The 13,144-nt window shown below is 69.4% G+C and carries 15 protein-coding genes; 6 read left to right on the top strand and 9 right to left on the bottom strand.

The genetic code is table 11. The features are described from left to right. Positions 1 to 10: 10 nt before the first annotated feature. From atpE to AC1RAA_RS27190, 6 genes are all read left to right on the top strand, one after another. A complete protein-coding gene (gene atpE, locus AC1RAA_RS27215) occupies positions 11 to 250 on the top strand; it encodes a F0F1 ATP synthase subunit C (protein WP_062476044.1) in 240 nt (79 codons plus the stop codon). Between the two features lie 232 nt (positions 251 to 482). Continuing rightward, positions 483 to 1,688: an ABC transporter substrate-binding protein gene (locus tag AC1RAA_RS27210; protein WP_095743275.1), complete on the top strand. Its 1,206-nt coding sequence runs from the start codon at positions 483 to 485 to the stop codon at positions 1,686 to 1,688. 16 nt (positions 1,689 to 1,704) lie between these two features. Next, a complete protein-coding gene (locus AC1RAA_RS27205) occupies positions 1,705 to 2,625 on the top strand; it encodes a branched-chain amino acid ABC transporter permease (protein WP_062476050.1) in 921 nt (306 codons plus the stop codon). Beyond that, positions 2,622 to 3,611: a branched-chain amino acid ABC transporter permease gene (locus AC1RAA_RS27200; protein ID WP_492731569.1), complete on the top strand. Its 990-nt coding sequence runs from the start codon at positions 2,622 to 2,624 to the stop codon at positions 3,609 to 3,611. Before AC1RAA_RS27205 ends, AC1RAA_RS27200 begins: the two co-directional genes overlap by 4 nt. Then, complete coding sequence (locus tag AC1RAA_RS27195; protein ID WP_159273561.1) at positions 3,608 to 4,363, top strand: ABC transporter ATP-binding protein; 756 nt, start codon at positions 3,608 to 3,610, stop codon at positions 4,361 to 4,363. The genes AC1RAA_RS27200 and AC1RAA_RS27195 overlap by 4 nt, the downstream gene beginning before the upstream one ends. Continuing rightward, positions 4,360 to 5,088 carry an ABC transporter ATP-binding protein gene (locus AC1RAA_RS27190; protein ID WP_062476058.1) on the top strand — a complete coding sequence of 243 codons (729 nt, stop codon included), beginning with the start codon at positions 4,360 to 4,362 and terminating at the stop codon, positions 5,086 to 5,088. Before AC1RAA_RS27195 ends, AC1RAA_RS27190 begins: the two co-directional genes overlap by 4 nt. A 22-nt stretch (positions 5,089 to 5,110) precedes the next feature. On the opposite strand, the gene AC1RAA_RS27185 is transcribed toward AC1RAA_RS27190, so the two are convergent. The 9 genes from AC1RAA_RS27185 to AC1RAA_RS27145 form a co-directional block, all read right to left on the bottom strand. Then, entirely contained in the window at positions 5,111 to 5,719 is a 609-nt protein-coding gene (locus tag AC1RAA_RS27185; RefSeq protein WP_492731567.1) for a class I SAM-dependent methyltransferase, read from the bottom strand. Between the two features lie 17 nt (positions 5,720 to 5,736). Continuing rightward, a complete protein-coding gene (locus AC1RAA_RS27180) occupies positions 5,737 to 6,441 on the bottom strand; it encodes an SDR family oxidoreductase (protein ID WP_062476065.1) in 705 nt (234 codons plus the stop codon). A 33-nt stretch (positions 6,442 to 6,474) separates the two neighbouring features. Then, complete coding sequence (locus AC1RAA_RS27175; RefSeq protein WP_492731565.1) at positions 6,475 to 7,113, bottom strand: SMI1/KNR4 family protein; 639 nt, start codon at positions 7,111 to 7,113, stop codon at positions 6,475 to 6,477. Positions 7,114 to 7,116: 3 nt separating this feature from the next. Beyond that, positions 7,117 to 7,725 (bottom strand): glutathione S-transferase, encoded by a 609-nt coding sequence (locus AC1RAA_RS27170; RefSeq protein ID WP_492731563.1) that lies wholly within the window; start codon positions 7,723 to 7,725, stop codon positions 7,117 to 7,119. A gap of 43 nt (positions 7,726 to 7,768) precedes the next feature. Further along, positions 7,769 to 8,683 carry an acyl-CoA thioesterase gene (locus AC1RAA_RS27165; RefSeq protein ID WP_062476073.1) on the bottom strand — a complete coding sequence of 305 codons (915 nt, stop codon included), beginning with the start codon at positions 8,681 to 8,683 and terminating at the stop codon, positions 7,769 to 7,771. 95 nt (positions 8,684 to 8,778) lie between these two features. Then, positions 8,779 to 9,474, bottom strand: coding sequence for a hypothetical protein (locus AC1RAA_RS27160; RefSeq protein ID WP_492731561.1), 696 nt, complete (start codon positions 9,472 to 9,474; stop codon positions 8,779 to 8,781). Between the two features lie 215 nt (positions 9,475 to 9,689). After that, positions 9,690 to 11,051 (bottom strand): FAD-dependent oxidoreductase, encoded by a 1,362-nt coding sequence (locus AC1RAA_RS27155; RefSeq protein WP_492731560.1) that lies wholly within the window; start codon positions 11,049 to 11,051, stop codon positions 9,690 to 9,692. Further along, positions 11,051 to 12,028 (bottom strand): Bug family tripartite tricarboxylate transporter substrate binding protein, encoded by a 978-nt coding sequence (locus AC1RAA_RS27150; protein ID WP_492731558.1) that lies wholly within the window; start codon positions 12,026 to 12,028, stop codon positions 11,051 to 11,053. Before AC1RAA_RS27150 ends, AC1RAA_RS27155 begins: the two co-directional genes overlap by 1 nt. 85 nt (positions 12,029 to 12,113) lie before the next feature. Then, positions 12,114 to 13,094, bottom strand: a complete 981-nt coding sequence (locus tag AC1RAA_RS27145) for a Bug family tripartite tricarboxylate transporter substrate binding protein (protein ID WP_492731556.1) — start codon at positions 13,092 to 13,094, stop codon at positions 12,114 to 12,116. Positions 13,095 to 13,144 lie beyond the last annotated feature (50 nt).

Here is a 13,144-nt window from a genome sequence, read left to right as displayed (position 1 = left end):
AGAAAAAACCATGACCGGCTTCAACATCCTCCCGCTCGCCGTTGCCCTGCTGATCGGCATTGCCGCACTGGGTTCGTGCATCGGCATCGCGCTGGTGGGCCAGAAGTTCCTCGAAGGCACGACGCGCCAGCCCGAGCTGGTCGACACGCTGCAGACCAAGTTCTTCCTGGTCGCGGGCGTGACCGACGGGGCCTTCATCATCGCAACGGGCATCGGCCTCTGGTTCGCCACAGCAAGTCCTTTTGGCTAACCCCCAGTCTTCGCGCACTTCGTGTCGCTACGCCAACCCCCTTGCAGGGGGCAACACCAGCGGCCCGGCAAAGCCGGTTCCGCGGTGTTCCTGGAAGAGACCGACGCGACGGAAGCGACACGGTTCACTGGCACCATTCGTGCTAGTACCGTTGACACCGAATTGTTTACGGCTAAAGTATTTAACTATCAACAGTTCAGTTGTCTCAACCCTTCCCTAGCCGGAGAACCCGATGCGCCCCACGTTCCTGAAATCGCCCGCGCTGCCGCGCACCCTGATCTCGCTGCTGCTCTGCGGCGCCGCCCTCGGGGCCTCGGTGTCGGCCGTGGCCGCGCCGGTCAAGGTGGGTTTGGCCCTTGACATCTCGGGGCCTTTCGCGGCCCTGGGCGCCGAGGCGCGTGACGGCTTCGCGCTGGGCATCAAGCAGCTGAACGGCAAGCTCGGCGGGCAGGACGTGGAGTTCGTGCAGGCCGACATGGCCGGCAGCCCCGACCAGGCCAAGCAGCTGGTCGACCGCATGATCCAGCGCGACAAGATCGACATCTTCAGCGGCCCCATCGGCTCCAACGTGGCGCTGGCCGTGGGCCCGACGCTGTTCAACGCCAAGGTGCCCTACCTGTCGGCCAACGCCGGCCCGAGCCAGTTCGCCGGTGCGCAGTGCAGCCCCTACTTCTTCGGCACCGCCTACCAGAACGACCAGTTCCACGAGGCCGCCGGCAAGTTCGCACAAGACCGCGCGTTCAAGAAGATCGTGCTCATCGCCCCCAACTACCCGGCCGGCAAGGATGCGCTGGGCGGCTTCAAGCGCCAGTTCAAGGGCCAGGTGGCCGACGAGTTGTACACCAAGCTGGGCCAGATCGACTACGCCGCCGAACTCGCGCAGCTGCGCGCGGCCAAGCCCGACTCGATCTACTTCTTCCTGCCCGGCGCGATGGGCATCAACTTCATCAAGCAGTTCGTGGGCGCGGGCCTGTCCAAGGACATCACGCTCGTCACCAGCGGCTTCTCGGCCGACGAGGACGTGATCGGCGCCGTGGGCGAGCCCATGCTCGGCCTGTTCAACACCTCGCACTGGGCGCACGACCTGGACAACGCCGCCAACAAGGCCTTCGTGGCGGCCTTCCGCAAGGAATACAACGGCCGCTACCCGTCGGTGTACGCCGCGCAGGCCTACGACGCGATCCTCGCGATGGACGCCGCCGTGAAGCAATCGGGCGGCAACGCGCAGAACCGCGACGCCGTGGTCGCCGCCCTGAAGAAGGCCAACTACGCCTCGACGCGCGGCACCTTCAAGTACGCGAACAACCACTTTCCCATCGAGAACTTCTACCTGCGCGTGATAGGCAAGGACGCGCAAGGCAAGGTGACGAACAAGCTGATCAACACGGTTCTCACGAACTACGGAGACAGCTACGCCGCCAAGTGCAACATGAAGTGATGCGGCTCGTCTTTTCATGAGCGGCATCCTCGTCCTCGAGCAATTGCTCAACGGCATCGGCTACGGCCTGATGCTCTTTCTTCTGGCGGCGGGCCTCACGCTGGTGTTCGGCATCATGGACGTGCTGAACCTGGCGCACGGCTCGCTGTTCATGGCCGGCGCCTACGTGGCGGCCGAGGCGCACACGCGCACCGGCTCGTTCGCCGCCGCCATCGTCGTCGCGGTGCTCGTCACCGTGGTGGTGGCGCTGCTGATCGAGGTGCTGCTGATGCGCCGCCTCTACAAGCGCGACCACCTGGCGCAGGTGCTCGCCACCTTCGGCGTGATCCTGGTGGCCGACGACATCGTCAAGATGATCTGGGGCCCCTCGCCCGTGATGGCGCCCACGCCGGCCGCGCTCTCGGGACCGGTCGAGCTGATGGACGGCCTGCCCTACCCCTCGTACCGCCTCGTGGTGCTCGCGGGCGGCCTGCTGATGGCGCTGGCGCTGTACGTGCTGGTGAACCACACGCGCATCGGCATGCGGGTGCGCGCGGGGGCGTCCGACCGGCCGATGGCCGAGCTGATGGGCGTGCGCGTGGGCCGCATCTTCAACGGCGTGTTCCTGCTCGGCGCGGCGCTGGCCGCGCTGGCCGGCGCGCTCATGGGCCCGATCGTCGCGGTGCAGGTGGGCATGGGCGAAGCCATCCTGATCCCGGCGCTGGTGGTGCTGGTGATCGGCGGCATCGGCTCGGTGCGCGGTGCCTTCGTGGCCGCGCTGCTGGTCGGCGTGGTCGACACCATCGGCCGCGCCTTCGTGCCGATGCTGCTGCGCGCCACGCTGCCACCCGCCACGGCGGCCGACCTGGGGCCGCTGTTCGCCGAGGTGGCGATGTACGCGCTCATGGTCGTCGTCCTGATCTTCCGGCCCTCGGGCCTCTTCTCCGCCCGCGCATGAAACCCTCGTCACGCACCTTCGGCCTCGGGCTGCTCCTCGTGGCGCTCGCGGCCTTTCCGCTGGTCGCGCCGCTGTTCGGGCTCGACTTCTACATCGGCTTCGTGCGGCGCGTGCTCGTCGTCGCGCTGGCCGCCGCGAGCCTGAACTTCATCCTCGGCTTCGGCGGCATGGTGGCGCTCGGGCATGCGGGCTTCATCGGCATGGGCGCCTACACGGTGGTGGCGCTCAGCGACGCCGGCGTGATGTCGGCCTGGATCCTGTGGCCGCTGGCCGCGCTGGTGGCGGGCCTCGTGGCCGCGCTGATCGGCACGGTGGCGCTGCGCACGCGCGGCGTGTACTTCATCATGACCACGCTGGCTTTTGCGCAGATGCTGTACTTCGTCGTCGTGTCGCTGCGCAAGTACGGCGGCGACGACGGCTACACGCTGATGTCGCGCCCCACGCTGCTGCCGGGCCTGGACCTGGGCAACGAATCGACCTTCTACTGGGTGGTGCTCGTGGTGGTGGCGCTCGCGCTGTGGTGGCTGCACCGCGCCACGCAGGCGCGCTTCGGCCATGCGCTGATGGGCATCCGCGACAACGAGACGCGCATGCGCGCGCTGGGCTACCCGGTGTTCCGGCTGCAGCTCGTGGCCTTCACCCTCGCGGGCGCGATCGCCGGGCTGGCCGGCGCGCTGCTGGCCGGCGGCAACGGCTTCGTGAGCCCGGCGACCATGCACTGGACGCAGTCGGCCACGCTGGTGGTGATGGTCGTCATCGGCGGCCTGGGCCGCAGCTGGGGCGGGCCGGTGGGCGCCGTGGTCTGGCTGGTGCTGGAGGAAGTGCTCAAGCAGCACACCGAACACTGGCACATGCCGCTGGGCCTGCTGCTGATCGCCGTCGCCCTCTGGGCCCCGCGCGGCCTCGCCGCACTGTCGACGAAACGCCGCACGGTCGCAGCAGCAGCGGCTTCCGCTGCAACGGCCGCAGGGAGCGCCAAGCCATGAGCCTGTTCAGAATCGAAGGGTTGGTCAAGCGCTTCGGCGGCCTGCTGGCGACCGACCATGTGAGCCTCACGGTGGAGCGCGGCGAAGTGCATGCGCTCATCGGTCCCAACGGCGCGGGCAAGACCACGCTGGTGAACCTCATCACCGGCCTGCTGGAGGCCGACGCGGGCCGGCTGATGCTCGACGGGCAGGACATCACGGCCTACAAGGACCACCAGCGCGTGGCCGCCGGCATGTCGCGCTGCTTCCAGGTGACGCGCGTGTTCGCCAAGGAAACGGTGCACGACAACCTGATGCTCGCGGCGCAGGCCCATGCGGGCAGCAGCCTGCGTTTCCTGGCACCGCGTGCGAACGAACGCGACCTGGTCGACCGCGCCCATGCGCTGGCCGACCGCGTGGGCCTGGGCAGCGAGCGCCACCGCATCGCGGGCACGCTGCCGCACGGCGCGCAGCGCGCGCTCGACGTGGCCTTGGCATTGGCCGCCGAACCCAAACTGCTGCTGCTCGACGAGCCGATGGCCGGCATGGGCCCCGACGAGTCGGCGCGCATGGTCGATCTCATCGAATCGCTGCGCGCATCGATGGCCATCCTGCTCATCGAGCACGACATGGACGCCGTGTTCCGCCTCGCCAACCGGCTCACGGTGCTGGTGCAGGGCAAGGTGCTGATGAGCGGCACGGCCGACGAAGTGCGGGGCCACCCCGATGTGCAAGCCGTGTACCTCGGCACCGAAGCGGAAGGACACGCATGAGCACGACGACCACGACATCCACCCTGCTCGAGGCCACCGCCATCGAAGCCGGCTACGGCGCCAGCCAGGTGCTGTTCGGCATCGACGTGCGCGTCGGCGCGGGCGAAGTGATGGCGCTGCTGGGTCGCAACGGCATGGGCAAGAGCACGCTGCTGAAGGTGCTGACCGGCACCATCGCGCCGATGCGCGGCGGCGTGCAGTTCTGCGGCGCGGCCATCGGCGGCCACCGGCCCGACGCGATCGCGCGGCGCGGCATGGCCATCGTGCCCGAGGGGCGCCATGTGTTCCCCAACCTCAGCGTGGACGAGCACCTGCGCGCCTTCGCACGGCCCCGGCCCGGCAGCGCGCCGCGCTGGACCGTGGAGGCGCTCTACAAGCTCTTTCCGCGCCTGTCGGAACGCAAGGCCAACGCGGGCAACCAGCTCTCGGGCGGCGAGCAGCAGATGCTGGCCATTGCGCGCGCACTGTCGACACACCCGCGCCTGCTGATCCTCGACGAAGCCACCGAAGGCCTGGCGCCGGTGATCCGCGAGGAGATCTGGCACTGCATCGCCACGCTGAAGTCCGAAGGCGAAGCGATCCTGGTGGTCGACAAGTACGTGCAGCGCCTGCTGCCGTTGGCCGACCGCCACGTGATCCTCGAGCGCGGACGCGTGGTGTGGCAGGGCGACTCGGCCGCGCTCGACGCCGACCGGTCGCTGTGGACGCGCTACCTGGGCGTGTGAGCCGGCGTTCGTCCGCTCGCTGCTAGCGCGGACGGCACGCCAGGAAGTTGGCCCAGGTCACATCGTCGCGGCCGATCCACTGGCTGTCCCATTGCAGGTCAAGGCCCGCCGCCGCCAGCGCGTCGGCGAACGCGTCTTTCGACCAGTACACGGTCTGGTAGTCGCCGAGGGTCTCGCCTTCGCCGATGCGCATGGCCGCGAGAAAAACCCCGCCAGGCGTGAGTGCGTCGAACACCTTGCGCAGCACCGGCGCGATCTGCGCGCGATCGACATGGATCAGCACGCACATCGCAAGGACCGCGTCGTAGGGCCCGCCCAGCGCATCCGTGACGACATTGAGCAGCTCGCCCTTCTTGCCGCGCTCGGCCTGCAGGTCGAGAAACGCCTGGACCGCATCGGTGCGCCTCACGACGCCGCCCAGGGATTCGACGAAGTCGGCGTCCTGCCCCGACCCCGAACCGATCTCGAGCACGGTGCCGCCCGCGGGCACCAGCTGCATCATCCGGCGCACCGCCTCCTCGATCTCGGGCGGCCGGTGGCCCGCGACGATCGCGTTGTAGTCGCGCGCGGACGCTTCGTAGGACGCAAGGGTGCGGTCCATGTGCTGGTGCACCGGGGCGGGGACGGTCATGGGCGCCGTGGCCGGGTTCAGACCGAGCGCGTGATGCCGCCGTCGACGCGCAGGTTCTGCCCCGTGATGTAGCCCGCGCCCTCGGAGGCCAGGAAACCGATGGTGGCGGCGATCTCGGCGCTGCGGCCGTAGCGGCCCATCGGGATGCGTTCGCGGAACACGTCCTTCTCGGGCAGGCTGTCGATGAAGCCGGGCAGCACATTGTTCATGCGCACGTTGTGCTTCGCGTACTGGTCGGCGAAGAGCTTGGTGAAGGCCGCGAGGCCGGCGCGGAACACGCCCGAGGTCGGGAACACCGGGTCGGGCTCGAAGGCGGCAAAGGTCGAGATGTTGATGATCGCGCCGCCGCCCTGCTTCACCATGTGCGGCGCCACGAGGCGCGCGGGGCGCACGGCGCTCAGGAAGTAGACGTCCATGCCGCGGTGCCAGTCGTCGTCGCTGATCTCCAGGATCGGCGCGCGCGGGCCGTGGCCGGCGCTGTTCACGAGCACGTCGATGCGGCCCCATTCGGCGATGACCTTGTCCACGAGGCGCTGGATGTCGTCGTTCGACTGGTTGGAGCCGGTGACGCCGAGGCCGCCGAGTTCCTGCGCCAGCGCCTCGCCCTTGCCCGACGAGGACAGGATGGCCACGCGAAAGCCGTCGTCCGCGAGCTTGCGCGCCGCAGCGGCGCCCATGCCGCTGCCGCCGGCGGTGACGATGGCTACTTTCTGATCTGACATGGTGGGTTCCTCCTTCGGATGAAACCCCGTAGCCTACCCCTCGATGTCCCAGCGCGCTTTCACGGGGAAAGGCGCGCTGTCCTGCAGGGTGAAGCGCTTCAGGTCTTCGTCGAACTCGGCCTGCGGCATCAGCGAGGGAACCTGCTCGGGCCTGGCGCGCGGGCCCGTCTTGAAAGGCCGCGACACCAGCGGCTGCCGGCTCAGCGCCTGCAGGTAGGCGGCGGTTTCCGTGTCGTCCATGAAAGCCGTGACGGTGGCCACGTCGGCCGCGATGCGCTCGGCCATCTCGGGCTCGGACAGGTCCCAGTCGCTGAGGTAGCTCAGGTCGACAAAGGCTTCCAGGAATTTCGCGCAGACGAAATCGGCGAACGAGCCGTGGCCGACGCTGCTTTCTTCGTCGTCGTGCCACACGAAGGCCACGCCCACGGCGCCGCCGTCCAGCGGCACGAGGCAGTAGGCGTCGCCCGCGCCCGATTGCGCAAAGGGCAGGAAGCGACGGCCGTCCTGCCACTTGGCGTCGAGCCACTCATCGAGGTCGTTGGCCGCCTGTTCGGCGTCCAGCCACTCGAAGTCGGGGAAGCCGACCAGATCGGGCGGCCCGCTGGCGAGGAGCTGTTGCAGCAGCGGGGGAATTTCGATGCCGGTGCGGCGCGAGAGATCGTCGAACGTCATCGCTCAGGCCGTCGGCAACGTGGCCTGCATCGACGGCCGGTGGTTGAACACGGCGAACCACTTCGCGCTGTTCGGCGCCTGGGCACGCCAGTCCACCGAAGGAAAGCGGAAGTCCATGTAGCCCAGCGCGCAGCCGAAGGCGATGGTGCCGATGTCGACGCGATCGCCGAACGACGGCGCCGCCGCTTCCAGCCACTCGAGGCCGGTGCGCACCTTGTCGAGCTGGCCGTCGGTCCAGTCGCTCCAGCGCAGCGCTTCGGGGCGCAGCATGGTCTCGTAGCGCGCGAGCAGCGCGGCGCCGGTCATGCCGTCGGCCAATGACAGCTCGGTCAGGCGCGCCCAGCGCGCGGGCCCGCTGGCCGGGAACAGGCCGCCGGCATGCACGGTGTCGAGGTACTCGCAGATCACGCGGCTGTCGAACAGCGCCTGGCCGTCGTCGGTGAGAAAGGTCGGCACCTGGCCCAGCGGGTTGGTCGGCAGGATGCGGGCGTCGCGCTTCACCGGGCCGGCGGCGCTCGGGAGCTTCTCGATGCGGTCGGCCACGCCCAGCTCGTGGGCCACGACCATGCACTTGCGCACGAAGGGAGACGCGGGAGAGAAGAAGATCTTCATGGCCAGGGTGAACGAGTGGATGTTGAAAAAAGAGGCGGGACTTTCAGCCCGTGATCGGCGTGCGCGGCGATCCCGGCTTGCGGATGCGCAGCATGCCCTCTTGCGCCGCCGAGGCCACGAGGCGGCCGTCGCGCGTGTAGAGGCTGCCGCGACACAGGCCGCGCGCGCCGCCCGCGCTGGGCGAATCGACCACGTAGAGCAGCCAGTCGTCGAAACGGAAATCGCGGTGGAACCACATCGCGTGGTCCAGGCTGGCGGGGCGCACCTGGCCGCTCATGAAGCTCAGGCCGTGCGGCAGCATGGCGGCGCGCAGCAGGCCGTGGTCGGAGGCGTAGGCCAGCAGCGCGCGGTGCACCGTCAGGTCGTCGGGCAGCGGCGCGATGGCGCGCATCCAGATGGCGCTCTGGTTCTCGGTGGGACGCACCTCGGGCCGCAGCAGGTCTTCGGGGTCGACGCGCCGGTACTCGATGCCGTGCGGCTGGATGGCCTTGGAGCGCCAGGGTTCGGGCAGGCGGTCGCCGAGCGCGATGCGCTGGTCGAGCTCGCTGGTCAGGCCCTCGGGGCCTTCGACGGCGGGCATGGGGAACTGGTGCTCGACACCCTCGTCCACGGTCTGGAACGAGGCCGACATCTCGAAAATGATGCGGTCCTGCTGGCGCGCCACCACGTGGCGCGTGGTGAAGCTGCGGCCGTCGCGCACACGGTCGACGCTGTACTCGATGGGCGCGTGCTCGCCGGGCAGCAGGAAGTAGGCGTGCATCGAATGCACCGGGCGCTCGGCGCCCACCGTGAGGCTGGCGGCCATGAGCGACTGGCCGAGCACCTGGCCGCCGAAGACGGCGGGCGTGCCGATGTCCTCGCTCTGGGCCAGGAAGCGGTCGCCGCCCAGGGGTTCGAGCTGCATGAGGGCGACGAGGTCGGCAACGAGGCGGGCGGCAAGGACGGGTTCGGGGGTCATCGGGGGAAGGGATTCGGCGCAGAAAAGCAATCCACGACGATAGCAAAGGCCGGGCCCGCGCGCTGTCGCGGCCCGGTCAGCAGCGCCCGGCGGGCCTACTTGAAGAAGCAGATGTCCAGCATCAGGCGCACGCTGCAGCCGTGATCGGTGCCGCCATCCACCATGCGCACCGGCACGCCGCCCAGCAGCATCGCGCCGTCGGCGCCGTACGCCAGCGGCGAACGCGCGGCCTGGGTGAAGGGGCCGCTGAGCGTTTCCTGCTCGACGTACTTCAGGTACTGGCGCCGCGAGAAATCGACCGTGTCGGCCGACTTCAGCGCCACCGCCGCGTAGCGCTTGCCGTAGACCGTGCCGAAGTAGCGCAGCACCGGCCCGGTGCGGTCGCCGTACTTCACCTCGGCCTTCGCGAAGCCGGTCTGGACGAGGAAGTTGCGGTCTTCAGGGGTCAGGTCGGCGTCGAAGGCCATCAGCACGTACTGGCCTTCGAAGCTCTGGTTGCGCGCCACCTTCAGTTCGCCGATGAGCGCGGGCATGACCTTGGTGCGGCCGTCCCAGCGCAGCAGCGCGGCCACGGACGGGTCGCCGTCGAACACGTAGTGGTACTTGTCGCCGGCGATGGCGACCTTGCGGCCGTCCTTTGCCGCGACGAAGCTCAGCACGCGGTCCTTGCCGTGGACGGGGTCGCCCTCGGGGGTGCTGGCACAGCCCACCTGCAGCAGGCCGAAGGCGGCGCAGGCCAGCGCCAGGAAGAGCCGACGCGCGGGGGTCGACAGCGAAGAAGAAAGAGGCACGGTGTGTCCGGGGTTCGAGTTCATCCAGCCCCGGACTCTAGCGCCGCGCCGCGCTCAGAAGGTGTGAATGAATCCGGCGTGGCCGAGCAGCCTGCCCAGGCGCGCCCCCTCAAGGCGCAAAGCGCAGCCATAGCCGGGCTATGGCGAGCATTTGCAACGCAGAGGGGGCGTGTCTGGGCGGGATGAGCGGGCATGGCGGATTCGTTCACACCTTCTCAATGGTCCAGGTCGACGCCGTCGGCCACCAGCTTTTTCTGCAGCGCCGCCACGTCGATCGCCGCGAAGCGCCCGCTGCCCAGCGAGGCCGCCGCCGTGCCCGCGGCCTGCCCCATCACGAAGCAGCCGCCGCTGGCGCGCGCGGCCGACTGGCCTTCGTGCGTCATCGAGGCGCAGCGCCCGGCCACCAGCAGGTTGTCGAGCGTCTGCGGCACCAGCATGCGCCACGGCAGGTGGTTGTAGGCGTTGGCTTCGTCGCGCGGGAAGGCCCACTCGATGCGGCCGTCGGCGTGCATTTCCATCGGCCAGGCGTTCAGGCCGATGGTGTCGTCGAAGGTGGCCGAGCCGAGGATGTCCTCGCGGCCCAGCGCGTACAGGCCCTGGATGCGCCGCGTCTCGCGGATGCCGACCTGCGGCGCGATCTCCACGATGGCCGACGGCGCGAAGCCCGGCACCTCGGCCTGCAGGAACTTGAAGTACGCCGCGATCTGGCGTCGGCCTTCGAGCTCGCCGTCGCTGAGCTCGCGCGCATCGACGCCGTTCATCGCGCGGCCTTCGGCGTTGCGGATCTGCGTGACGTTGGCGCGCCATTCGCGCGGGTCCTTGTTGGGCCGCAGGATCGCGCCTTCGCGCGGAAAGCTGTACTTGCCCGGATGCTGCTGCTCGGCGCGCGCCATGAAGCCGTTGATGGCCGAGAACTCGCCCACCGCTTCCAGCGCGGCCGGCGCGTCGACCTGGCCGATGCGGAACATGGTGGTCGGGAACAGCCCGCTGCCGTGGCCGTCGCCCACCTCGAAGGGCACGCCCGCGAAGGCCGCCACGTCGGCGTCGCCGCTGGCGTCGATGAAGGCGTTGGCGCGGATCGCCTGGCGGCCCGATTTCGTTTCGACCACCAGCGCGGCAATGCGACTGCCGTCGTGCAGCACCGCCGCGGCATACGCGTGGAACAGCATCTGCACGCCGGCCGCTTCGAGCAGCTGGTCGGCGGCCAGCTTGTAGGCCGAGGTGTCGTACGAGCGCACGCAGATGCGCCCGCCCATGCCGTTCTGCGGCGCATTCATGCCGTTGAAGCCGGCGATGCGGTCGATGAGGTCGTCGACCACGCCGCGCACCAGCTGCGTCATCTCGCCCCGGCGCTTGCCGTACAGGCCGGCGAAGTTGGTCACGCCGCCCGCGGTGCCCATGCCGCCGAGAAAACCGTAGCGCTCCACCAGCAGCGTGCGCGCGCCGTGGCGCGCGGCGCTCACGGCGGCGGCAATGCCGGCGGGGCCGCCGCCGACCACCACTACGTCGAAGTCGCCGAACACCGGCAGCGCGCGCGCCGGTTCGGTCAGGGTGGGTTGCTGCGTCGTCGTTGTCATCACTGGATCTTGATGCCGCGGGTGGCGATGATCTTGCTCATGATCGCCGCCTCCTCCTTCACGCGCGTGCGCATGCCGTCCGGCGAGGTGCCCACGGCCTGCCAGCCTTGCTCGAAGAGCTTGCGACGCACGTCGGGGTCTTTCATGACGATCTCGATCTCGCGGCTGATGCGCGCTTGCGCGGGCTTCGACAGGCTGGCCGGGCCGAGCAGCGCCACCCACACCTCGAGGTTGAAGTCTTTCACGCCGGCGTCGGCCAGCGGGGCGATCTCGGGCACCAGCGCGCTGCGTCCGCCCGTGAGGCCCACGGCCTTGAGCTTGCCGGCGCGGATCTGCGGCATGGCCACGCCCGGCGGGATCAGGCCCATCTGCACCTGGTCGCCCAGCATGCCGGTGACGACCTGCGGGTTGCCTTGGTAGGGCACGTGCTCGGGCTTGAAGCCGTTCACGCGGCTCTTGAGCAGTTCCATGCCCAGGTGGCCGACCGAGCCCACGCCCACCGAGCCGTAGTTCCACTTGTCGCCGGCCTGGCGCGCAGCGTCGAAGAAGGCGGTGCCCGAGGGCAGGCTGTTCTGCGCCACGAGCACCAGCGGCGCGGTGGCGATGAGCGACAGGTAGGTGAAGTCCTTCGCGGGGTCGTACGGCAGCTTGGGGTACAGCATCTTCGACGACGTGAGGTTGCCGTTGATGACGATGCCCAGCGTGTGGTCGTCGGTGGCCTTGGCCACCTGGTCGGCCGCGATGTTGCCCGAGGCGCCGGCCTTGTTATCCACCACGACCGGCTGGCCCAGCGCGCGGGACAGCGGCTCGGCGATGGTGCGCGCCGCGATGTCGGGCGTGGAGCCGCCCGGGAAACCCACCAGCAGGCGGATCGGCTTGGTCGGCCACGCGGGGGTGTCGGCGCTGGCGGACAGCGGCAGCGCCGCGGTGGCGGCCAGGCCGCAGGCGATCAGGAGGGCTCTCTTGGTGGCTTGCATGGGAAAAGACAGTTAAAAGGTAAACAAAAATGCAAAGAGAGCCAGCTTAACTGGCGCGCCGAGCCCTGGGCAAGGCGCACCCTCGTCAGTCGAGGCTGATGTTGCCCCGGCGCACCAGCTCCCCGTACACCTTCGACTTGGCCTCGGCGTTGCGCTCGATCTCCTCGGGCGACCAGGCCAGCGGCTCGAAGGCGAAGGTGTCGAAGCGCGCGCGGATGTCGGGGTCGGCGATGACCTTGGCCACGTCGGCGTTGATCTTGGCCTTGACGGCCGCCGACACGCCCTTGGGCGCCAGCAGCGACACGAAGGAATTGACCTCCAGCGAAACCGGGCCGCCGGCCTCGGCCATGGTGGGCACGTCGGGCATCTGCGGGATGCGCTTGGGCGCGGCCACGGCGATGTAGCGCAGCTTGCCGGCCTTGTAGATGCCCTGGCTCGACGGGATGCTTGCGAAGGCCCACGGCACCTCGCCGGTGCCCACGTTGGAATACAGCTGCGACACCTCGCGGTACGGCGCGTGCCGCATGCGGATGCCCGTGAGCGCCTCGAGCTGCTGCGCGCCCAGGTGGCCCGGGCTGCCGACGCCCCACGAGCCGTAGACGATGCCCTCGGGGTTGGCCTTGGCGGCGGCGATCAGGTCGCCCATGGTCTTCCACTTCGACTCGGTGCCCACGGCCACGAAGAAGGGCGTGCGGAACAGCGAGGCGACCGGGTCGAAGTGCTGCAGGGTCACGAAGTTGCGCGACTTGTACAGGTGCGGCAGCGCGGCGATGTGCTCGCTGTCCAGCTGCAGCAAGGTGTAGCCGTCGGGCGCGGCACGGCGCGCCTGGTCGATGGCGATGAAGCCGCCGCCACCGGGCCGGTTGTCGACCACCACGCGCTGATTCCACAGGCGCGAGAGCTTGTCGGACACGAGGCGCAGCACCGCGTCGGGGCCGCTGCCGGCCGCGAACGGGGTGATCAGCGTCACCGGCTTGCTCGGGTAGTCGCTGCCCTGCGCCCAGGCGCCGGAAGCGGCGGTCAGGGCCAGGACGGCGGTCGTCAGCAATGCGTGCGGAAAGTTCATGGGTTGTCTCCTGGGCCTTCGGCCTCGTGGGTGGGGTATCGCAGAAAAAC

Source organism: Variovorax sp. GW823-FHT04F07 (assembly GCF_058795995.1).
The sequence above is the reverse complement of the archived record's forward strand: the minus strand, read 5'-3'. Positions and strand labels throughout refer to the sequence as shown.

Coding starts and splice junctions, on each gene's coding strand:
- atpE (WP_062476044.1), top strand. CDS start 11: ATGACCGGCTTCAACATCCTCCCGCTCGCCGTTGCCCTGCTGATCGGC.
- AC1RAA_RS27210 (WP_095743275.1), top strand. CDS start 483: ATGCGCCCCACGTTCCTGAAATCGCCCGCGCTGCCGCGCACCCTGATC.
- AC1RAA_RS27205 (WP_062476050.1), top strand. CDS start 1,705: ATGAGCGGCATCCTCGTCCTCGAGCAATTGCTCAACGGCATCGGCTAC.
- AC1RAA_RS27200 (WP_492731569.1), top strand. CDS start 2,622: ATGAAACCCTCGTCACGCACCTTCGGCCTCGGGCTGCTCCTCGTGGCG.
- AC1RAA_RS27195 (WP_159273561.1), top strand. CDS start 3,608: ATGAGCCTGTTCAGAATCGAAGGGTTGGTCAAGCGCTTCGGCGGCCTG.
- AC1RAA_RS27190 (WP_062476058.1), top strand. CDS start 4,360: ATGAGCACGACGACCACGACATCCACCCTGCTCGAGGCCACCGCCATC.
- AC1RAA_RS27185 (WP_492731567.1), bottom strand. CDS start 5,719: ATGACCGTCCCCGCCCCGGTGCACCAGCACATGGACCGCACCCTTGCG.
- AC1RAA_RS27180 (WP_062476065.1), bottom strand. CDS start 6,441: ATGTCAGATCAGAAAGTAGCCATCGTCACCGCCGGCGGCAGCGGCATG.
- AC1RAA_RS27175 (WP_492731565.1), bottom strand. CDS start 7,113: ATGACGTTCGACGATCTCTCGCGCCGCACCGGCATCGAAATTCCCCCG.
- AC1RAA_RS27170 (WP_492731563.1), bottom strand. CDS start 7,725: ATGAAGATCTTCTTCTCTCCCGCGTCTCCCTTCGTGCGCAAGTGCATG.
- AC1RAA_RS27165 (WP_062476073.1), bottom strand. CDS start 8,683: ATGACCCCCGAACCCGTCCTTGCCGCCCGCCTCGTTGCCGACCTCGTC.
- AC1RAA_RS27155 (WP_492731560.1), bottom strand. CDS start 11,051: ATGACAACGACGACGCAGCAACCCACCCTGACCGAACCGGCGCGCGCG.
- AC1RAA_RS27150 (WP_492731558.1), bottom strand. CDS start 12,028: ATGCAAGCCACCAAGAGAGCCCTCCTGATCGCCTGCGGCCTGGCCGCC.
- AC1RAA_RS27145 (WP_492731556.1), bottom strand. CDS start 13,094: ATGAACTTTCCGCACGCATTGCTGACGACCGCCGTCCTGGCCCTGACC.